The sequence below is a fragment of the Ferrimonas sp. YIN67 genome (assembly GCF_057219095.1).
Window position 1 is genome coordinate 1 of sequence record NZ_JBXVVJ010000013.1, and the last position, 19327, is coordinate 19327.

The following is a 19327-nucleotide window of genomic DNA, read 5'->3' on the forward strand; positions in this document are numbered from 1 at the left end:
AGAATACCGGCCTGTCACGCCGGGGGTCGCGGGTTCGAGTCCCGTCCACTCCGCCATCTATTTGCAGAAAGCCTGAGTCGAAAGACTCAGGCTTTTTGCATTTCTGAAGTTTAATGAGTGGACGGTGCAGTGGTACGTGTGCGCTGGGCACCATCAACCCATCCCTGGTGCTCCCCTCTGCTCGGCGTCCTGCCTCGCGCTCAAGCGCTGCGTTGCTGCGCAACGGTCGCTTTCGCCCACTCCGCCATCTATTTGCAGAAAGCCTGAGACTAGGCGTCCCCGACGAAAGACTCAGGCTTTTTTGCATTTTTGAAGTTCAATGAGTGGACGGTGCAGTGGTACGTGCGCCTTTGGTGCGAACAACACATCCTGTGTCATCCCTCAGGCTGCCATCCCTGGCAGCCGCTACGGGCCTGCGTCGCTGAAGAGGTTCGTACTTGACATATTACGGCAACACCTCCCTGTGACTGTGCCCTGTCGGCGTCCTGCCTCCACCTCAGCGAACTGCGAAGCTGTGCTTCGGTTCCGCTTCACCCGCCATTATTTCCCTCTCTCTGGATTAGGGCCTCATCTTCGGATGAGGCTTTTTTCGTTGTTGTTTCGAGACTTGAGTTGGAGTGAACGGTGCAGTGGTATGTGCTCCTTGCACGGAAATTGCTAACAACACGTCCCTGTGGCGGTGCCCTGTCGCCATCCATGGCTCCACCTCGCAGGGCTGCGAAGCTGCGCTTCGGTCCCTGCTCGCCCGCCATTATTTGCAGAAAGCCTGAGACTAGGCGTCCCCGACGAAAGACTCAGGCTTGATGTATGTGGCGAGTTTAAACTGGCATTTGGGGAAGCGTTTCTAACGGATGGCGTAGATAGGGCTAGACCAGGCTTGAAAACCGTCTTCGGTGATGGTGCTGATCCAGATCGGACTATCCCCTTCAGGATTGAGTTTGATGGTGCGCTCGATATTGATCTGCTTGTGAGGATTCTCCTGCGGTAAGCGGATCACCGAAAGCTTGCGATCCAGTCCACCGCAGTCAAGAACCTCTCCGTCATAACCGATCTCAGCCAAAGCCAGGGTCAGATCGCCACGATTGGTGCTGATCTTCAGTACCGGATCTGGATGGATATCCTCGTCCAGCCAGACATCGAAACCCATAAAGTTGCCTGTCGTCAGGGTATCCCATATCACTTGATCCGAGCCTACCTGCTGAAACTGCCGTTCGGGGTTCCAGTGATTGATGGTTCGGAACTGGGTGATCTTGGCACCTTGAAAGTGTGCCCGACCGCGCCATAGGGAGTTTCGCCCTCGGCCTCGGTATTCTGCTCCCTGCCAGATAACCCGGATCCGATTGCCCAGTTCATCTTGGGAATAGGGGCGCACAGTCTCCAGAAGTGCTTTGCCGTTGCGGATCTCAAGCCTCTCGATGGGCTCAGCAGCGGCGATCTTCACCTTAAGTTCCAGTGTGTCGCTGTTGGTTCTGACGATGTCGCCCATCATTGCCTGGGTAATTGGCTCGGGAGTGACGGGAATACGGCCATTGGGATCGGTCTCGTAGTAGAGGCTGCCCTCCGGGAATTGCGCCGTGACCTCCAGATGGATGCGTGAGCCGGTGGTAGCGTAATGGTGACGTTTCTTGAGGGAATCAAAGATCCCATTGCGATCGAGGCGGTCGGTGAGAAAGCAGGTGAGCCCTCCATAAGCTCCGAAAGTCCCCGCACCAGGGTAACTGGCACCAGGGCGCCCTTTGTGGCCGTCACTGTTGGCGACTACGCCGCTGCGGTGGCCTAGTTCAAAGCTGTCGGTCATCACCCACTCAAAAGTGCCCCATGCGGAGTGGATCTCATTGGCGCAGCGGATGTTGGGATCATGAGCCAGGGCCAGATTGGCGTAACGACCGCCGATATGGGCGTAGATAAAGCAGTCTTCCTGGGCAAGGGCGTTGAATAGGTCGTCGAGAGTATTGGCATCATCCTTAAGATTGGAGCGGTCGCTCAGCAGGGCGTGGGAGGAACGATAGATAGGGCGCCCTTCATGACGGTAATAGACGTTGTGATCACCACCAACCGCCGTGTTTCCGGACCACTCATAACCTGGCAGGGTGACAAATTCGCCGGGTTGGTAAAACTCGGCATTTAGCTCACTGAGCTGACCCCAAAACGCATTGGTGATTTGAAAATCGTTGCCTTGGTGCCCCGTTGCATCAAGGAAGGCCAGGTCGCGGGCAAATTCAAAGTAGGCACGAGCAGTGGAGGATCCGACGGTTTCCCCGGTCTGACCATGCATATCTCCCCAGTAGCCGGCCTTGGTTCCCTTCTCGATAAGCAGCGGTCCGGCGGTTGCCACCAGTTGGTCGTTGGCAAACACTTTGATCCACAGGGTGCCCTCATGTTCGACCTGTAGGTTTTCCAGGATCATTGAGCGCCGCCCCCGTTCGTACGTCAGTGTGTCCGGCAAGCCAGTAACGGGCAGGTTGGGTTCAAAGCGCAATTGCGCGCTGGCTTGATCAGTGGGGTTGCCCCAAAGATCTTCCACCTTAACTCCCAGTTTGAAAATCTCTTCGGGCCGCCTCAGGGTTGGCAGGATCGCCTTCCAGTCATGTGCTGGCCCGGGAACGATTGGGATCACCAGGCGATCATCCAGGGGTTCAAAGTGCCCGGTGGCGCAGATGTCGGCGGCGATACGGAACTCAAAGGCTTCCTCAACGTAGGTAGCCATCTCCATGCCAGGCGATCCCTGGCTGGTGTCACCCAGGGTGATGGTAATGGTATCGCCTGACTTCAGGTAACCCCCTTTTAATCTGGCGGTCAGGGTACGGTTCCAGGGACGCTGACCGGCGTTGCCATCAAATTCCAGGGCGATCTTGCCGTCACCGGAGCAGTGAGCCGTGGTGTAGTTTGCCAGGCTGGGGGCGTTCATCTGGGGCGAGCCACAATCCGACACGATACGCATAAAGAGGCGGATGGCCCCAGTGTCATCCAGACCCAGCTTACCCACTGTGTAGGTTACGGTCAGGGTTTGAAAGGAACGTGCTTCAACGGGTGAATGCGGGGTGATTGCCGCGCGGCCATAGAGTTCTTTCTCCTCTCCGGGGCGGACTAACGGGCCGGCATCTCCCATGAACTCGCGCGGAATGGCACTACTCGACATATGACTCTCCTTGTTATTGTTTTTTACGTTGCCACCCATGCTTGCATGTGCCCAAAAGGTCATAAGCAATGGCTGCTTTGTATATGTTTTTTATGTAGTTTTTATTGAATTTGTGCAGAATGGTCATTACAGCATTTATTGAACTCGGGGACCACAGATAGCGCCCTTCAATAAGTAATAACAATGACAAATTCGGTCCTAGCAAAGTGGTCAGGGGCAGAGTCGATAACAGATTGGAGCTTGAGCGAATGGGCGAAGTAAGAAACCAAGGCAGGCAAACCTGGCTGCGGGTTGTGGTGGGATCATTTGTGCTGATCTCCACTATGGTCGCACCAAAGCTTGTCTGGGCCGGGGCCTATCCTGAGAAACCTATTACCCTGGTGGTGCCTCATCGGGCCGGTGGCAGTACGGAAACCATGGCACGGGTGTTTGCAAAGTCCCTGACGGGAGAATTGGGCAAGCCTGTGATTGTCAAAACCCGCCCCGGCGGTGGGGGGGCGGTGGGGGCTGCGGAAGTGGCCACTGGCAGTGCGGATGGTTACACTCTGCTGTTCGCCTCCACCAGCACCTTGCTCTGGCCGCCTCTGGTGCAAGATGTGCCCTTTGATCTGGATAGTTTCTCCTATGTTGCGCAGATCACTGAGTATCAGCAGGCGCTGGTCACCCGTGCCGATGCGCCTTACGACGATTTGGCCGGTTTAATTGAGTACTCGAAGGGACAAAAGCGCATGACCTATGCGGATCAGAACCCTCTCTCTCGTGCCTATATCGATTATCTGGCTGACGCCGAATCTCTCAACTGGACGGCGATCCCCACTCGGGGAGGGGGAGAGGTGCTGCCTCTGTTGCTCTCCGGTAAGATCGATTTCGCCTATTCAGGCGGTATGCATAACCGTTATCCGGGGAAACTGAAGGTGTTGGCATCCTTGAACAAAGAGCCGTTGATGGCTTCCCCGGAGATTGGCACCATCCATGAGTCCCATGGGATCAGTATTCCGGGTCACACAGTCGTGGTCGTACCCAAAGGCGTTGATAAAGCCATCATTCAGCGCCTGGAGTCAGCCATTGAGACCTCACTTCGGGACAGGGATCTGGTCAAACTGCTAAATGATAACCTGAAGTTTCCGGTTAAGTTTGTTGGCTCTGAGGGCTTAACCGCCGAGGTGAAGAGGACGGTTGATGTCGTTCGCTCTGTCGCAGAGAGCATTCAATGAGTGGGCAGATGCTTGCTACGCCGCGCTCTCAACTCCTGAACGCCGATGTGATCGCCAGCCTTGTGCTGGCAGTCGTTGCGCTCATCCTGTTGTGGCAGGTGATCCCGGCAGAAGTGGATGGCTCCGCCAATGACCTGGATCTGCCCGCGACCTTTTTCCCCAATGTAATGGCGAGCCTTCTGCTGCTGTTAAGTCTGGCTCAGGCATTTTCCGCGGCAGCCTTTCCTGCGGCTCGAGCGGGCCAGGGAGACTCTGAGCATCGGCATGGGCTGATCTGGGCCGCCTTAATGGCGCTCTATTTCTTGGGTTTATGGGGGGTGGGTTTTGTCGTCTCAAGCATCCTCGGGATCGCAGTTGCAATGTGGTTGATCGGGGAGCGGTGTTGGTGGCAGATCCTGGCCCTTTCCCTGATCTTTCCTTTGCTGGTTGAGCGGGCGGCCTGGCACTTCTTCATCGTTCAACTCCCTTAATTCAGAATAACGACAATAGGAGTTAATGGCTCATGTTTGAGCAACTGCTCGCAGGGTTTGAGGCCGCTCTTACCTTGCAAAATCTCATCTATATCGCCGTTGGTGTGACCCTTGGCATTGTGATTGGGGCGGTACCCGGACTGGGCAGCGTGACTGCTTTGGCGGTGTTGGTCCCTCTCACCTACTATATGACGCCACTTACCGCCATCGCCTTCCTGGTTGGTGTGAATAAAGGGGGCACCTCCGGCGGTGCGATCCCGGCGATTTTGCTCAATACTCCGGGAACACCCGAGTCGGCGGCAACCGCGATGGATGGGTACCCTATGACCCAGAAGGGGGAGGCTAAGCGCGCCATGAAATTTTCCCTCTACGCCTCTGTGACTGGGGATACCTTCTCCGATCTGATGCTGATCCTGCTTGCTGCTCCCTTTGCCATATTTGCGTTGCAGTTCGGACCGCTGGAATTCAGCTGTGTGTTGATCCTCTCCTTTACCCTGTTGGCGGGGCTGACCGGGGAACGGCCACTGAAGGGGTTTATCGCCATCGCAATGGGGGTATTGATCTCTACCATTGGATTGGACCCCATCGATAGCACCCCTCGTATGATTTTTGGCCAGATCAACCTTTTTGATGGTCTGCCGCTGGCGTCGATTGCCATCGGTGCGCTGGCCCTGGCGTCGGTTGCCGATCAGATCTTGCGCCTTCGGGGCCAAAATCGCGCGCGCCGTTTCAGCGCTCAGCCTCAGGGAAATAGCAGAGTTTCATTGCGGGAGTTCTTTGGTCATTGGCGAACTCTGGGGCGCTCCTCGATGATCGGGTCGGCGATCGGTTTACTGCCTGGGCTGGGGGTGACCCTGGCAGCCTTTCTCAGTTACGGCGCGGCAAAGCGAAGCGCCAAGAACCCGGCCGAGTTTGGTAAGGGGACCCCAGAGGGGATCATTGCAACCGAGGCGGCAAACAGCGCGGTGGTGGGCTCGAACCTGATCCCAACCATAGCCTTGGGGATCCCTGGCAATATCGCTGCGGCTTTGCTGATCAGTGCCTTTATGATCCATGGTGTGGTGCCTGGCCCCTTTATGATGACCATGCACGGTGAGCTGATCTACGCGCTCTTTGCTTCCATGCTGCTGGCCAATGGAGTGCACCTGATCATCGGACGCCTTGGGATCCCCCTATGGGCTCTGATCGCCAAAGCCAAGATCTCTCTGGTATTGCCACCGGTGGTCATGCTTTGCGTGGTTGGAGTGTACCTGCCGGGCCAGTCTCTGTTTGATGTGGGAGTGATGCTGGTGTTTTCTGTGGTTGGCCTGGTGATGAGTCGCCTTGGGATCCCGGTAGTCTGTCTGGTTATTGGCTTCCTGCTGGGAAGTCTGTTTGAAACGTCCTTGCGCCAGGCGATCCGTTTGCATAATGGCGATATCGGCTCGGTGTTGCACAGCCCGATCGCGATGATTGCCTTGCTGCTTGCGGCGATGGTACTGGTAAGGGGCCTATGGCGGGCCTGTGTGCTGTATAAAAAAGCGAATGTAGGCCTGGCCTCCGTGCGTTGAATGCTGGACTCTGGGCTGAGGGTTGGCAGGGACTAGCCTTCCTGGTTTGACTTAGGGGGCAGGCAATAAAAGTCCTTGTGGTGTATTGGTATCAAGCTCCTTATCCCTGTGAGCAAAGTCCGGTTATCCAGTCAAATCGCAGCAGTTTGGGGGAGCCCTTGCGCTCCCCCTCGCTTCTTGTGGTGGCTTGCCTTACCATTCGGGTTTGTTTTTTGTCACCCGGAGTCTCCACCCCAATGTCCCTCACTCCATCACATTTGTGTGATCTGCAGCCACACCACACTTTTGCTGTTCCAGCACAGGCGAAGACGATGGTGTCGGTAAAGAGCGTCGCCGAGCTGCGCTCTGTGCTGCGCGATCGCAACTACGACGGAATGCCTCGCTTCATCCTGGGCGGGGGGAGCAATGTCCTCTTTACGGAACTCTTTGATGGTTTGGTGATCTGCAATGAGATCCGGGGACGCACACTGCATCGGGGCGAAAGCGAAACCTTGTTGCACCTCGGGGCAGGGGAGAGCTGGGACGAGAGTGTGCGCTGGAGTCTGGCACAGGGTGTTTCCGGGCTGGAGAATCTGGGGTTGATCCCAGGTTCGGTTGGCGCGGCACCTATTCAGAATATTGGCGCTTATGGTTGTGAGTTCGCCGATCATTGCCTCTATGTCGATTATCTGGACAGCGAAACTCTGGAGGTGGTTCGACTGGACGCTCAAGAGTGTGGTTTTGGCTATCGTGACTCTGTGTTTAAACAGTCGCTGGCAGGTAAGGCTATTGTGATTGCGGTGGGCTTGGCCCTACCCAATGAATGGCAACCAAAGTTGGGTTATGGCCCGCTTAAAGCCTTGCAGGAGAAAGCCTCCCTCACTGCTGACTGTGTGTATCACGAAGTCGTTAAGGTGAGACAAAGCAAGTTACCGGATCCTAACGTGATGGGGAATGCTGGCAGCTTTTTCAAAAACCCCGTGGTGCCCGTCGATCGGTTTAAAACATTACAGCAGGCGCACCCCGAACTCCCAGGCTATCCGGACCGAGAAGGGTGGGTCAAAGTGCCCGCAGGCTGGCTGATTGATAAGGCTGGCCTTAAGGGGATGCAATCTGGCGGTGCCGCCGTTCATCAGGATCAAGCTTTGGTCCTGATCAATCGAGGACAGGCTACGGCCGAGGATGTCGTCGCTTTGGCCAGGATGGTGGTGGAAGTGGTTGAGCACCACTATGGGCTAGTGCTAGAGCCAGAAGTACAGATCATCGACCGCCATGGTCGTTTGTGCTGGTAGCCTATGTTTACTGAAATTCGTCAAAAACTAATTACTCAACTGTCTGATGGGCGCTTCCATTCGGGGTCTTCATTGGCACTGGCGATGGGAGTAAGCCGAGCGGCTATACACAGCCAGATGGAGGCATTGTCGGATCTGGGACTCGAGATCTTTCGCGTGAAAGGTAAAGGGTATCGTTTATCCGAGCCCCTGAGTTTACTCGAGCCCATGAGGTTACAGTCTCGCGAGGTCCCCCTTCATCTGTTTTGGCAGCTTGATTCGACCAATGCGTTTCTAATGAGCCGGCGAGATTGTGCCGTCAGTGGCGAAGCCTGTCTGGCCGAGATGCAGACTGCTGGACGGGGTCGCCGAGGTCGCACTTGGGTTTCGCCCTTGGCAAGCCATCTATACCTTTCTTATTTTTGGCGCCTGGATCAGGGGATGAGTGCCATTGGTGGATTGAGCCTGGCCGTCGGGGTGATGTTGGCGGAGGCGATTGAGGCGCTTGGGGTGGCCAATGTGGAACTGAAGTGGCCCAATGATCTCTATCTCAACGGACGAAAACTCGGTGGGATCCTGATCGAGATGAATGCCCAGATCGGTGAGCCTTGTGAATTGGTGATCGGCTGTGGCATCAATGTCGCGATGCCGCCGGAGCAGGCGAAGTTGATCGATCAACCCTGGGCCGATCTACAAAGTGAACTGGGCCCGGTGGATCGCACCACCCTGGCGCACAGAGTGCTGGACTGTCTTGATCAGGGGATGGAGACCTTTGAGCGAGCAGGTTTGACTCCCTTCCTGGAAGCATGGCGAAAGCGAGACTGTTTTGCTGATACTCAGGTTAAGTTACTGATGGGCAATCGTGAAGTGCTTGGGGTGGCTAGGGGCATCGATGAGCAGGGGAACGTACTGATTGCTCTGCCTGATGGCCAACTTAAAGCTTTTGGTGGGGGCGAATTGAGCTTGCGCCGGATTACGCCATCCTAGCCACGTAGCCGGATCTGCTCGATCCTATGCTGCTGACCTTTGGTCAGGATCAGATCGGCACGCTCCCTTGTGGGTTCGACATTGTTACGCAGGTTGGGTCCGTTGATCTCGTCCCAGATCTTACGGGCAGTCTTGCTTGCTTCTGAGCTGGTCAGCTTAGCATAGTGGTGGAAATAGGAGTTGGGGTCGCGGAAGGAGCCGTCGCGGAAGCTCAGAAAGCGATCTACATACCACTGCTTGAGCAGCGTTTCATCTGCATCAACATAGATGGAGAAGTCAACGAAGTCGGAAACAAAGGGGCGCTGTGGCCAGTGTGGATAGTCGATCCCGGACTGCAGGACATTGAGCCCTTCGAGGATCAGAATGTCGGGTTGGTGGATCTTCTGACTGGCGTTTGCGATCCGATCATAGCTGAGGTGTGAATAGATTGGGGCTTCTGCCATTTCACCTGACTTCACTTTACGTACAAAGTCGAGTAGCAGGCGAATATCATAGCTTTCAGGGAAGCCTTTGCGTGCCATTAGGTCACGTTTCTTCAACTCATCAAGTGGATAAAGAAAACCATCAGTGGTGACCAGTTCAACCTGTGGGTGCTCGGGCCAACGTTGCAGCAATGCCTGAAGAATACGGGCAGTGGTGCTTTTGCCCACGGCTACCGAGCCGGCGACGCTGATGATGTAGGGTCCCAATGAGGGTTTGCGCCCTAGGAATTGTTCCAGGACATCTCCCCTGCGCTGTTTGGCGTGGACATAAAGGTTGAGCAGGCGGGACAGGGGTAGATAGATGGTTTCTACCTCCTCCAGTGAAATATGTTCATTTATCCCACGCAGACGGACAAGCTCACTTTCACTCAGTGGCAGAGGTACGGCATCACGCAGTCCGGCCCATTGAGGGCGGCTGAAACATTGATAAGCGTGATCTTTGTCTACTGAATGTGAAACCATTATCTCTCCTAGGCTGCGAGCGGGACTATACAATTCGTACGGAAAAAGGTACAGCCGCTTACATGCCTGAGTGTTTTCGAACGGCTCACCGGAGGCTGGCGACATGATGGTTGGTTAAAAGCTGCCCATACGGTAGGGGATTTGGCGGATTTTTTCATTTCCCTATTGCGCTACCCCTACGGTTTTCTTATTATGCGCTCCGCATCTTAAAGATGCCGTGCCGCTATAGCTCAGTTGGTAGAGCAACTGACTTGTAATCAGTAGGTCCCGAGTTCGACTCTTGGTGGCGGCACCAAATTTCTGGAGGGGTTCCCGAGTGGCCAAAGGGAACAGATTGTAAATCTGTCGGCACTGCCTTCGATGGTTCGAATCCATCTCCCTCCACCATATTTTTCCCTGGCGTGCGCTACGGGAAATGCGGGCATCGTATAATGGCTATTACCCTAGCCTTCCAAGCTAGAGATGCGGGTTCGATTCCCGCTGCCCGCTCCAATCTTAAAGTGCTGATATAGCTCAGTTGGTAGAGCGCACCCTTGGTAAGGGTGAGGTCCCCAGTTCGACTCTGGGTATTAGCACCATCTCTCTCGCGTCACGTCACATCTATCCTGTTATACTCATTCCCGAGTAACCAAGAAGCCAAAGTGAATTATCCACTTTAAGTTTTGACCGAGGCACATCATGTCTAAAGAAAAGTTTGAACGTACGAAACCGCACGTTAACGTTGGTACCATTGGCCACGTTGACCACGGTAAAACCACTCTGACCGCTGCGATCACCAACGTGCTGGCTAAGCACATGGGTGGTGAAGCCAAAGCGTTCGATCAGATCGATAATGCTCCTGAAGAGCGCGAGCGTGGTATCACCATCGCTGCTTCTCACGTTGAGTACGACACTGAGATCCGTCACTACGCTCACGTAGATTGCCCAGGTCACGCTGATTACGTTAAAAACATGATCACCGGTGCTGCCCAGATGGACGGCGCGATCCTGGTTTGTGCGGCGACTGATGGCCCAATGCCACAGACCCGTGAGCACATCCTGCTGTCCCGTCAGGTTGGCGTACCTTACATCATCGTGTTCCTGAACAAGTGCGACATGGTTGATGATGAAGAGCTGCTCGAGCTGGTAGAGATGGAAGTTCGTGAGCTGCTGTCCGAGTACGACTTCCCAGGCGACGACACTCCAGTGATCCAGGGTTCTGCCCTGAAAGCTCTGGAAGGCGATGCCGAGTGGGAGAAGAAGATCCTGGAACTGGCTGAAGCTCTGGATACCTACATCCCAGAGCCAGAGCGTGCCATCGACGGTGCGTTCATCCTGCCAATCGAAGACGTATTCTCCATCCAGGGCCGTGGTACCGTAGTTACCGGTCGTGTAGAGCGTGGTATCGTTCGCGTGGGTGACGAAGTAGAGATTGTGGGTATCAAAGAGACCCAGAAGACTACCTGTACCGGTGTAGAGATGTTCCGCAAGCTGCTGGACGAAGGCCGTGCTGGTGAGAACTGTGGTGTTTTGCTGCGTGGTACCAAGCGTGAAGAAGTAGAGCGTGGTCAGGTTCTGGCTGCTCCGGGTTCTATCAACCCGCACACCAAGTTCACCTCTGAGGTTTACGTACTGTCCAAAGAAGAAGGTGGTCGTCACACCCCGTTCTTCAAAGGCTACCGTCCTCAGTTCTACTTCCGTACTACCGACATCACCGGCACCATCGAGCTGCCAGAAGGTGTTGAGATGGTAATGCCAGGCGATAACATCCAGATGGAAGTTACCCTGATCGCACCTATCGCGATGGAAGAAGGCCTGCGTTTCGCTATCCGTGAGGGTGGCCGTACCGTAGGTGCTGGTGTTGTTGCGACCATCGTAGAGTGATCTACTGACGCAATATCACTGAAAGGGCGCCTTTAGGCGCCCTTTTTGCTGCACAAGTGTTCATCTTGCTTGTCAGCACTGGTCGGAATGCATAAAATCTAGGGCTACTTTTTTGCCGGTCGGCGGTCCTGTGACAGGGCGGTCCCTTTTTTGCTGCCGGCGTGGATCAGACAGTGGGCGACTTGTCGCCTTATGAGCACAGACTCGAATACGGGATTGTAGTAATGAGCACCAATACTGAAAACCAAGGCAGCTCCATGGATACCCTCAAGTGGGGCCTGGTCGCAATCATTCTTGCGGCTGCCGTGGTTGGCAACCAATACTTTGATACGGTCTCCGTACTGTATCGTGCCCTGGGCGTGGTCCTGGCCATTGCCGGTGCGCTGTTTATCGCCGCTTCCACCGAAAAAGGGAAAGCTGCGTGGGCCTTCGCCCAAGAGTCCCGTCTGGAAGTTCGCAAGGTGGTATGGCCGACTCGCCAAGAGACCATGCAAACCACTATGATCGTACTTGCCGTAACCGCGCTGGTGGCTTTCGCCATCTGGCTGCTGGATATGGGACTGGTGTGGATCGTTAACCTGATCACTGGGGTATAACTTCAATGTCCGAACAACCGAAAATGCGTTGGTATGTCGTGCAGGCCTTCTCTGGTTTTGAGTCCCGTGTGTCCAAAACCCTGAAAGAGCACATCAAAATGCACGAGATGGAAAAGTACTTCGGTGAAGTACTGGTCCCCACCGAAGAGGTGGTGGAAATGCGTGCCGGCCAGCGTCGCAAGAGCGAGCGTAAGTTCTTCCCAGGTTATGTCCTGGTGCAGATGATCATGAATGATGAGTCTTGGCACCTGGTTCGCAATACTCCACGCGTGATGGGCTTTATTGGCGGAACTTCTGATCGTCCTGCCCCAATCTCCGAAAAGGAAGCGAACGCTATCCTGAATCGCCTGGAAGAGACTGCTGAGTCTCCAAGTCACCGCACTCTGTATGAGCCGGGTGAAGTGGTTCGTGTAACGGATGGGCCTTTTGCCGACTTCAACGGTACCGTTGAAGAGGTTGATTACGATAAGAGTCGTGTCAAGGTCTCGGTGATGATCTTCGGTCGTTCCACCCCGGTGGAACTGGATTTTGGTCAGGTTGAAAAGTCCTGATCAAAAGATCGCCAAAAAGGTTTGTCGAGTGGTGGCGGATTTGTATATAATTCGCCGCCCCTTTTTCACGGGGAGTCTGGTTAATCCAGACGTTTGAACCCAAACGAGGTAATTTACCATGGCTAAGAAAGTCACAGCTTATATCAAGCTGCAAGTAGCGGCTGGTGCTGCTAACCCGTCTCCACCAGTTGGTCCAGCTCTGGGTCAGCACGGTGTAAACATCATGGAATTCTGTAAGGCGTTTAACGCCCGTACAGACAAGGTAGAGAAAGGTCTGCCGATCCCTGTTGTGATCACTGTATACGCGGATCGTTCTTTCACGTTCGTAACCAAGACTCCACCTGCTGCCGTTCTGCTGAAGAAGGCTGCTGGTATCAAGTCCGGTTCCGGTCGTCCGAACACCGAGAAAGTAGGTACTGTAACTCAGGCTCAGCTGAACGAAATCGCTGAGACCAAAGCTGCAGACATGACTGGTGCTGATATCGATGCTATGGCTCGCTCCATTGCCGGTACTGCCCGCTCCATGGGCCTGGTAGTAGAGGGATAAGACGATGGCTAAAATTTCTAAGCGCATGCGCGTTATCCGCGAAAAAGTTGATGCGACTCGCGAGTACGAGATCAACGAAGCTGTTGCCCTGCTGAAAGAGCTGGCCACTGCCAAATTCGTTGAGTCTGTTGACGTTGCCGTTAACCTGGGCATCGACGCTCGTAAATCCGACCAGAACGTACGCGGTGCAACTGTACTGCCACACGGTACCGGTCGTGACGTACGCGTTGCTGTCTTCACCCAAGGTGCCAACGCCGACGCTGCCAAAGAAGCCGGTGCTGATCTGGTAGGTATGGACGAGCTGGCTGCACAGGTTAAAGCTGGTGAGATGAACTTCGACGTTGTGATCGCTTCCCCGGATGCGATGCGTGTTGTGGGTCAGCTGGGTCAGATCCTGGGTCCACGTGGCCTGATGCCTAACCCTAAGACTGGTACTGTTACCCCGAACGTTGCTGAAGCGGTTAAAAACGCTAAAGCCGGTCAGGTTCGCTACCGTAACGACAAGAACGGCATCATCCACACCACCATCGGTAAGGTTGATTTCGACGGCAACAAGCTGAAAGAAAACCTGGAATCTCTGCTGGTAGCGCTGAAGAAGGCTAAGCCTGCTTCCGCCAAAGGTACTTTCATCAAGAAAGTAGCTATCTCTACCACCATGGGTGCTGGTGTTGCGGTTGACCAGGCTAGCCTGGAAACCCAAGCTTAATAGCATTTACAGGGCGCGAGGTTATCTGTATAATTTTGCGCCCTATAGGTCGAAGCCTGAGTCCTCTTTGAGGGTTGGGCTTTCGTCCGAGACCGTAGGTGGAACCCAGGTTTCGAACCGAGGATCCTTAATAAGTGCCTACGTAGACGGTGTTGGACCTAAAGAAGAATTCTGTTCTTCTGGAACCTCCCCACCGTGTTCGCTCCCCGCAAGGGGTCTTTAGTTTCTAGGCGAAAGCCTAGGTGGAATCCAGGAGTGAAAGCCCAATGGCACTGAATCTCGAAGGCAAGAAAGCAATTGTTGCTGAAGTCAACGAAGCTGCCAAAGGTGCTCTGTCCGCAGTTGTAGCCGATTCTCGCGGCGTAACTGTGAGCAGCATGACCTCTCTGCGTAAATCTGCCCGTGAAGCTGGTGTTGTTATGCGCGTTGTGCGTAACACCCTGGCCAAGCGTGCGGTTGAAGGCACTGCTTTTGAGTGCTTGAACGACGCATTTACAGGTCCGACTCTGATCGCCTTCTCTCAGGAGCACCCAGGTGCTGCGGCTCGTCTGTTCAAAGACTTTGCCAAAACTGAGCAAGCGTTCGAAGTCAAAGCACTGGCATACGAAGGGGAGCTGATCCCTGCCGAGCAAATTGACCGTCTGGCGAAGCTGCCGACTTACGACGAAGCAATTGCACAGCTGATGATGACCATGAAGGAAGCATCTGCTGGCAAGCTGGTACGTACTCTGGCTGCTCTGAAAGACCAAAAAGAAGAGCAAGCTGCCTAATTCGGCTCGCTGCTTAAACTTTTACAGTAATTATTAGGATTGTTAGTAATGTCTATCACCAAAGACCAAATCATCGAAGCCGTAGCTGAAATGTCCGTAATGGACGTTGTTGAACTGATCGAAGCTATGGAAGAAAAGTTCGGCGTATCTGCTGCTGCTGCTGTTGTAGCTGGTGGCGGCGAAGCTGCTGCTGTTGAAGAGAAGACTGAGTTCGACGTAGTTCTGACCGACATCGGCGCCAACAAAGTTGCTGCTATTAAAGCAGTACGTGGCGCTACCGGCCTGGGCCTGAAAGAAGCCAAGGCTATGGTTGAGTCTGCTCCGGTTGCTGTTAAAGAAGCCGTTGCTAAAGACGAAGCTGAAGGTCTGCAGAAGCAACTGGAAGAAGCCGGCTGTAAAGTTGAGCTTAAGTAAGCTATCCTATAGCTTATGCGCCTGACTTCGGTCAGGTTGGGCTGGTGGTTAAAAAACCACCGGCCCTTTTGCGCTATAAGCGCTGGCGATCCTCCTGGGATCGCCGCATTTCTTGGAACGCGGGCCTGGCAGAGATTATTGGTTGGGTTCTTGCGCAAATAAGGGCGAAATCACTGCAAAAGCAGCGATTTTCGGGTCTCCAATCACGAGCAGAGGAACCACATGGTTTACTCCGATTTCGAGAAAAAACGCATCCGCAAGGATTTTGGCAAGCGTCCTAAGGTCATTGACGTACCTTACCTGCTTTCTATCCAGCTGGACTCGTTCCAAAATTTCCTGATTCAGGATCCGGAAGGCGAACGTGGCCTCGAAGCCGCATTCCGCAGCGTCTTCCCTATTAAGAGCTTCTCTGGTTATGCCGAGTTGCAATACGTCAGCTATAAGCTGGGTGAGCCGGTATTTGACGTTAAAGAGTGTCAGATCCGTGGCGTAACCTACTCTGCTCCCCTGCGCGTGAAACTGCGCATGGTTTTGATGGACAAAGAAGCCGGCGGTGCCGTCAAGGACATCAAAGAGCAGGAAGTGTACATGGGCGATATCCCGCTCATGACCGACAACGGTACCTTTGTGATCAACGGTACCGAGCGTGTGATCGTGTCTCAGCTGCACCGCAGCCCGGGTGTGTTCTTCGACCACGACCGTGGTAAGACCCACTCCTCCGGTAAGGTCCTGTACAACGCACGTGTGATCCCTTATCGCGGTTCTTGGCTGGACTTTGAGTTCGATCCGAAGGACAACCTGTTTGTTCGTATCGACCGCCGTCGTAAATTGCCATCTTCAATCATCCTGCGTGCCCTGGGTTTCTCTACCCAGGAGATCCTGGACATGTTCTTCGACACAGTGAACTTCTCCTTGAAGAAGGACAAGCTGGTCATGGATCTGGTGCCAGAGCGTCTGCGTGGCGAAACTGCGGTATTCGACATCAAGGACAACGATGGCAACGTGCTGGTGGAAACCGGCCGTCGCATCACTGCACGTCATATTCGTCAGCTTGAAAAAGGCGGCGTGACTCAGCTGGAAGTGCCGGTTGAGTACCTGGTTGGCAAGACCGCTGCCCGGGATTACGTAGACGAAGCGACTGGCGAGCTGGTGGTTGCCGCTAACCAGGAACTGTCCCTGGAAGATGTGGCCAAATTGTCTCAGGCGGGTGTTAAGGCGTTCGAAACCCTGTACACCAACGAGCTGGATAACGGCCCGTACATGTCCACCACTCTGCGTGTAGACTCCACTACCGACCGTATGGAAGCGTTGGTTGAGATCTACCGCATGATGCGCCCAGGCGAGCCGCCAACCCGTGATGCGGCAGAGGCTTTGTTCCAGAACCTGTTCTTCAGCGAAGAGCGCTACGACCTGTCTACCGTAGGTCGGATGAAGTTCAACCGTCGCTTGGGCCGTGAAGAGTCCACCGGCGCCGGTATCCTGGAAAAGCAAGACATCGTCGACGTGATGCGCAAGATCATCGAGATCCGCAATGGCGGTGACGAAGTCGATGATATCGACCACCTGGGTAACCGCCGTATTCGCTCCGTGGGCGAAATGGCAGAGAACCAATTCCGTGTCGGTCTGGTCCGTGTTGAGCGTGCGGTTCGTGAGCGTCTGTCTCTGGGCGATCTGGATTCCCTGATGCCTCAGGACCTGATCAATGCCAAGCCGATCTCTGCGGCAGTGAAGGAGTTCTTTGGCTCTTCCCAGCTGTCCCAGTTTATGGATCAGAACAACCCGCTGTCCGAGGTGACTCATAAGCGTCGTATCTCCGCTTTGGGCCCAGGCGGTCTGACCCGTGAGCGCGCAGGCTTTGAGGTTCGAGACGTACACGCGACTCACTACGGTCGCCTGTGTCCGATCGAAACCCCGGAAGGTCCAAACATTGGTTTGATCAACTCCTTGGCAACCTTTGCTCGGACCAACGAGTACGGTTTCCTGGAGACTCCTTACCGTCGTGTCGACAACGGCTTGGTGACTGAAGAGGTAGAATACCTGTCAGCCATCGAAGAGGGTCACTACGTGGTGGCCCAGGCCAACGCGCCTGTTGACGAAAAAGGTGTTCTGGTTGATGAGCTGATCCCGGCCCGTCATAAGGGTGAGTCCACCTTTGTGTCTGCCGATCAGGTTCAGTACATGGACGTATCTCCACAGCAGATCATCTCTGTGGCGGCGTCTTTGATCCCATTCCTGGAACACGATGATGCTAACCGTGCCTTGATGGGTGCGAACATGCAACGTCAGGCCGTACCAACTCTGCGCGCTGACAAGCCGCTGGTCGGTACTGGTATCGAACGTGCAGTGGCCGTTGACTCCGGTGTAACCGTCGTCGCCAAGCGTGGCGGTGTTGTCGACTATGTCGACGCGGGCCGTATCGTGGTTAAGGTGAACGAGTCTGAGTTGACTGCGGGTGAAGCCGGCATCGACATCTACAACCTGACCAAGTACACCCGTTCTAACCAGAACACCTGTATCAACCAGCGTCCGGTGTGCAACATTGGCGAACCGGTAACCCGTGGCGATGTGCTGGCCGATGGCCCGTCCACCGATCTGGGTGATCTGGCACTGGGTCAGAACCTGCGTGTCGCGTTCATGACCTGGAACGGTTACAACTTTGAGGATTCCATCCTGTTGTCCGAGCGTGTGGTTCAGGAAGATCGCCTGACTACCATTCACATTCAGGAACTGTCCTGTATTGCTCGTGATACCAAGCTGGGTCCAGAAGAGATCACCGCTGATATCCCGAACGTAGGTGAGTCTGCTCTGTCCAAGCTGGACGAGTCCGGTATCGTTTACGTCGGCGCCGAGATGAAGCCTGGCGACATTCTGGTGGGTAAGGTAACGCCTAAGGGTGAAACCCAGCTGACCCCGGAAGAGAAGCTGTTGCGTGCCATCTTCGGTGAAAAGGCGTCTGACGTTAAAGACTCCTCTCTGCGTGTGCCGAACTCCGTGTACGGTACCGTGATCGACGTACAGGTCTTTACCCGCGATGGCGTGGAGAAAGACAAGCGTGCGGTTGATATCGAGAACATGCAGCTGCGTGATGCCAAAAAGGATCTGACTGAAGAGTTCAGCATCCTGGAGAACGGCGTTTACGATCGTGCTCGCAACTTGCTGCTGTCCGCCGGCCTGACCGATGCTCAGCTGGACAAGCTGGGTCGTGACAAGTGGCTGGAGCAGCCGCTGGACGACGAAGGCAAGCAGACCGAGCTGGAGCAGCTGGCCGATCAGTACGAAGAACTGAAAGCCGAGTTCGACAAGAAGTTCGAAACCAAGCGTCGCAAGATCACCCAAGGTGATGATCTGGCGCCGGGCGTACTGAAGATCGTTAAGGTCTACCTGGCCGTTAAGCGCCGCATCCAGCCGGGCGATAAGATGGCCGGTCGTCACGGTAACAAAGGTGTAATTTCCACCATTGTTCCTGTCGAAGACATGCCACACGATGAGAAAGGCCAGCCGGTCGACATCGTACTGAACCCTCTGGGTGTACCGTCTCGTATGAACATCGGGCAGATCCTCGAAGTTCACATGGGTATGGCGGCGAAAGGCATTGGTGACAAGATCAACGCCATGCTGGAAGAGCAACGCAAGGTCGAGGAGCTGCGTGAGTACATGCAGAAAGCCTATGATCTGGGCGACACCCAGCAGAAGGTTGACCTGTCTACCTTCTCCGATGCAGAAGTGAAGCGTCTGGCGAACAACCTCAAGGGCGGTCTGCCAATGGCAACCCCGGCCTTCGATGGTGCGTCTGAAGATGAGATCAAGGGCATGCTGCGCCTGGGCGACCTGCCGGATTCCGGTCAGTTCACCCTGTACGATGGCCGTACTGGTAACGCATTCGAGCGTCCGGTTACTGTTGGCTACATGTACATGCTGAAGCTGAACCACTTGGTTGATGACAAGATGCACGCCCGTTCCACTGGCTCTTACTCCCTGGTGACTCAGCAGCCGCTGGGTGGTAAGGCACAGTTCGGTGGACAGCGATTCGGTGAGATGGAAGTGTGGGCCCTGCAGGCCTACGGTGCCGCTTACACCCTGCAGGAGATGTTGACCGTGAAGTCCGATGACGTGAACGGCCGTACCCAGATGTACAAGAACATCGTGGACGGAAACTACTCCATGCAGCCGGGTCTGCCGGAATCCTTCAACGTAGTGTTGAAAGAGATCCGCTCCCTGGGTATCAACATCGAGTTGGATCAGGAATAACCGTCCGCCGCAGCAATGCGGATGGCTAACGGTCTTGTGCCCCACCCAAGTGGGGTGGGGCACATGAATAGAAACCTC

At 54.7% G+C, this 19327-nt stretch carries 15 protein-coding genes and 4 tRNA genes; 17 read left to right on the top strand and 2 right to left on the bottom strand.

Going from position 1 to position 19327, the window contains the following annotated elements; translation table 11 throughout:
- Nucleotides 1-844: 844 nt before the first annotated feature.
- Nucleotides 845-3139 carry a DUF3604 domain-containing protein gene (locus AC2D8U_RS19780; RefSeq protein WP_484620812.1) on the bottom strand — a complete coding sequence of 765 codons (2295 nt, stop codon included), beginning with the start codon at nucleotides 3137-3139 and terminating at the stop codon, nucleotides 845-847.
- 248 nt (nucleotides 3140-3387) lie between these two features.
- Between AC2D8U_RS19780 and AC2D8U_RS19785 the strand changes: the two genes are divergently transcribed.
- The 5 genes from AC2D8U_RS19785 (at nucleotide 3388) to birA (ending at nucleotide 8610) form a co-directional block, all read left to right on the top strand.
- The gene (locus tag AC2D8U_RS19785; protein ID WP_484620813.1) at nucleotides 3388-4353 is read left to right on the top strand and encodes a tripartite tricarboxylate transporter substrate binding protein; all 966 of its coding nucleotides are present in this window, start codon (nucleotides 3388-3390) and stop codon (nucleotides 4351-4353) included.
- Nucleotides 4350-4823 (top strand): tripartite tricarboxylate transporter TctB family protein, encoded by a 474-nt coding sequence (locus tag AC2D8U_RS19790; RefSeq protein ID WP_484620814.1) that lies wholly within the window; start codon nucleotides 4350-4352, stop codon nucleotides 4821-4823. Before AC2D8U_RS19785 ends, AC2D8U_RS19790 begins: the two co-directional genes overlap by 4 nt.
- Nucleotides 4824-4855: 32 nt before the next feature.
- Nucleotides 4856-6373 (top strand): tripartite tricarboxylate transporter permease, encoded by a 1518-nt coding sequence (locus tag AC2D8U_RS19795; RefSeq protein ID WP_484620815.1) that lies wholly within the window; start codon nucleotides 4856-4858, stop codon nucleotides 6371-6373.
- Nucleotides 6374-6609: 236 nt separating this feature from the next.
- Nucleotides 6610-7644, top strand: coding sequence for a UDP-N-acetylmuramate dehydrogenase (gene murB / locus AC2D8U_RS19800; protein ID WP_484620816.1), 1035 nt, complete (start codon nucleotides 6610-6612; stop codon nucleotides 7642-7644).
- Between the two features lie 3 nt (nucleotides 7645-7647).
- A complete protein-coding gene (gene birA / locus AC2D8U_RS19805) occupies nucleotides 7648-8610 on the top strand; it encodes a bifunctional biotin--[acetyl-CoA-carboxylase] ligase/biotin operon repressor BirA (protein ID WP_484620817.1) in 963 nt (320 codons plus the stop codon).
- Here birA and coaA read toward each other — a convergent pair.
- Entirely contained in the window at nucleotides 8607-9554 is a 948-nt protein-coding gene (coaA, locus tag AC2D8U_RS19810; protein WP_484620818.1) for a type I pantothenate kinase, read from the bottom strand. The genes birA and coaA overlap by 4 nt on opposite strands.
- 219 nt (nucleotides 9555-9773) lie before the next feature.
- Here coaA and AC2D8U_RS19815 point away from each other — a divergent pair.
- The 12 genes from AC2D8U_RS19815 (at nucleotide 9774) to rpoB (ending at nucleotide 19249) form a co-directional block, all read left to right on the top strand.
- Nucleotides 9774-9849 (top strand) — tRNA-Thr (locus AC2D8U_RS19815).
- Between the two features lie 7 nt (nucleotides 9850-9856).
- Nucleotides 9857-9941: transfer RNA gene (locus AC2D8U_RS19820), tRNA-Tyr, on the top strand.
- Nucleotides 9942-9971: 30 nt separating this feature from the next.
- Nucleotides 9972-10046 (top strand) — tRNA-Gly (locus AC2D8U_RS19825).
- Nucleotides 10047-10056: 10 nt separating this feature from the next.
- Nucleotides 10057-10132 (top strand) — tRNA-Thr (locus tag AC2D8U_RS19830).
- 100 nt (nucleotides 10133-10232) lie between these two features.
- On the top strand, nucleotides 10233-11417 hold the full coding sequence (gene tuf, locus AC2D8U_RS19835; protein WP_484620819.1) for an elongation factor Tu: 1185 nt from the start codon (nucleotides 10233-10235) through the stop codon (nucleotides 11415-11417).
- Nucleotides 11418-11641: 224 nt separating this feature from the next.
- On the top strand, nucleotides 11642-12013 hold the full coding sequence (gene secE, locus AC2D8U_RS19840) for a preprotein translocase subunit SecE (RefSeq protein WP_484620820.1): 372 nt from the start codon (nucleotides 11642-11644) through the stop codon (nucleotides 12011-12013).
- Between the two features lie 5 nt (nucleotides 12014-12018).
- Nucleotides 12019-12564: a transcription termination/antitermination protein NusG gene (nusG, locus tag AC2D8U_RS19845; RefSeq protein WP_484620821.1), complete on the top strand. Its 546-nt coding sequence runs from the start codon at nucleotides 12019-12021 to the stop codon at nucleotides 12562-12564.
- Between the two features lie 118 nt (nucleotides 12565-12682).
- Entirely contained in the window at nucleotides 12683-13111 is a 429-nt protein-coding gene (gene rplK, locus AC2D8U_RS19850; protein WP_484620822.1) for a 50S ribosomal protein L11, read from the top strand.
- 4 nt (nucleotides 13112-13115) lie between these two features.
- Nucleotides 13116-13817, top strand: coding sequence for a 50S ribosomal protein L1 (gene rplA / locus AC2D8U_RS19855; RefSeq protein WP_484620823.1), 702 nt, complete (start codon nucleotides 13116-13118; stop codon nucleotides 13815-13817).
- A 266-nt stretch (nucleotides 13818-14083) separates the two neighbouring features.
- Complete coding sequence (gene rplJ, locus AC2D8U_RS19860; RefSeq protein WP_484620824.1) at nucleotides 14084-14587, top strand: 50S ribosomal protein L10; 504 nt, start codon at nucleotides 14084-14086, stop codon at nucleotides 14585-14587.
- Between the two features lie 48 nt (nucleotides 14588-14635).
- Nucleotides 14636-15001, top strand: a complete 366-nt coding sequence (rplL, locus tag AC2D8U_RS19865) for a 50S ribosomal protein L7/L12 (protein ID WP_484620825.1) — start codon at nucleotides 14636-14638, stop codon at nucleotides 14999-15001.
- A 222-nt stretch (nucleotides 15002-15223) separates the two neighbouring features.
- Nucleotides 15224-19249, top strand: a complete 4026-nt coding sequence (gene rpoB, locus AC2D8U_RS19870; RefSeq protein WP_484620826.1) for a DNA-directed RNA polymerase subunit beta — start codon at nucleotides 15224-15226, stop codon at nucleotides 19247-19249.
- Nucleotides 19250-19327: the final 78 nt, after the last annotated feature.

Coding starts and splice junctions, on each gene's coding strand:
- AC2D8U_RS19780 (WP_484620812.1), bottom strand. CDS start 3,139: ATGTCGAGTAGTGCCATTCCGCGCGAGTTCATGGGAGATGCCGGCCCG.
- AC2D8U_RS19785 (WP_484620813.1), top strand. CDS start 3,388: ATGGGCGAAGTAAGAAACCAAGGCAGGCAAACCTGGCTGCGGGTTGTG.
- AC2D8U_RS19790 (WP_484620814.1), top strand. CDS start 4,350: ATGAGTGGGCAGATGCTTGCTACGCCGCGCTCTCAACTCCTGAACGCC.
- AC2D8U_RS19795 (WP_484620815.1), top strand. CDS start 4,856: ATGTTTGAGCAACTGCTCGCAGGGTTTGAGGCCGCTCTTACCTTGCAA.
- murB (WP_484620816.1), top strand. CDS start 6,610: ATGTCCCTCACTCCATCACATTTGTGTGATCTGCAGCCACACCACACT.
- birA (WP_484620817.1), top strand. CDS start 7,648: ATGTTTACTGAAATTCGTCAAAAACTAATTACTCAACTGTCTGATGGG.
- coaA (WP_484620818.1), bottom strand. CDS start 9,554: ATGGTTTCACATTCAGTAGACAAAGATCACGCTTATCAATGTTTCAGC.
- tuf (WP_484620819.1), top strand. CDS start 10,233: ATGTCTAAAGAAAAGTTTGAACGTACGAAACCGCACGTTAACGTTGGT.
- secE (WP_484620820.1), top strand. CDS start 11,642: ATGAGCACCAATACTGAAAACCAAGGCAGCTCCATGGATACCCTCAAG.
- nusG (WP_484620821.1), top strand. CDS start 12,019: ATGTCCGAACAACCGAAAATGCGTTGGTATGTCGTGCAGGCCTTCTCT.
- rplK (WP_484620822.1), top strand. CDS start 12,683: ATGGCTAAGAAAGTCACAGCTTATATCAAGCTGCAAGTAGCGGCTGGT.
- rplA (WP_484620823.1), top strand. CDS start 13,116: ATGGCTAAAATTTCTAAGCGCATGCGCGTTATCCGCGAAAAAGTTGAT.
- rplJ (WP_484620824.1), top strand. CDS start 14,084: ATGGCACTGAATCTCGAAGGCAAGAAAGCAATTGTTGCTGAAGTCAAC.
- rplL (WP_484620825.1), top strand. CDS start 14,636: ATGTCTATCACCAAAGACCAAATCATCGAAGCCGTAGCTGAAATGTCC.
- rpoB (WP_484620826.1), top strand. CDS start 15,224: ATGGTTTACTCCGATTTCGAGAAAAAACGCATCCGCAAGGATTTTGGC.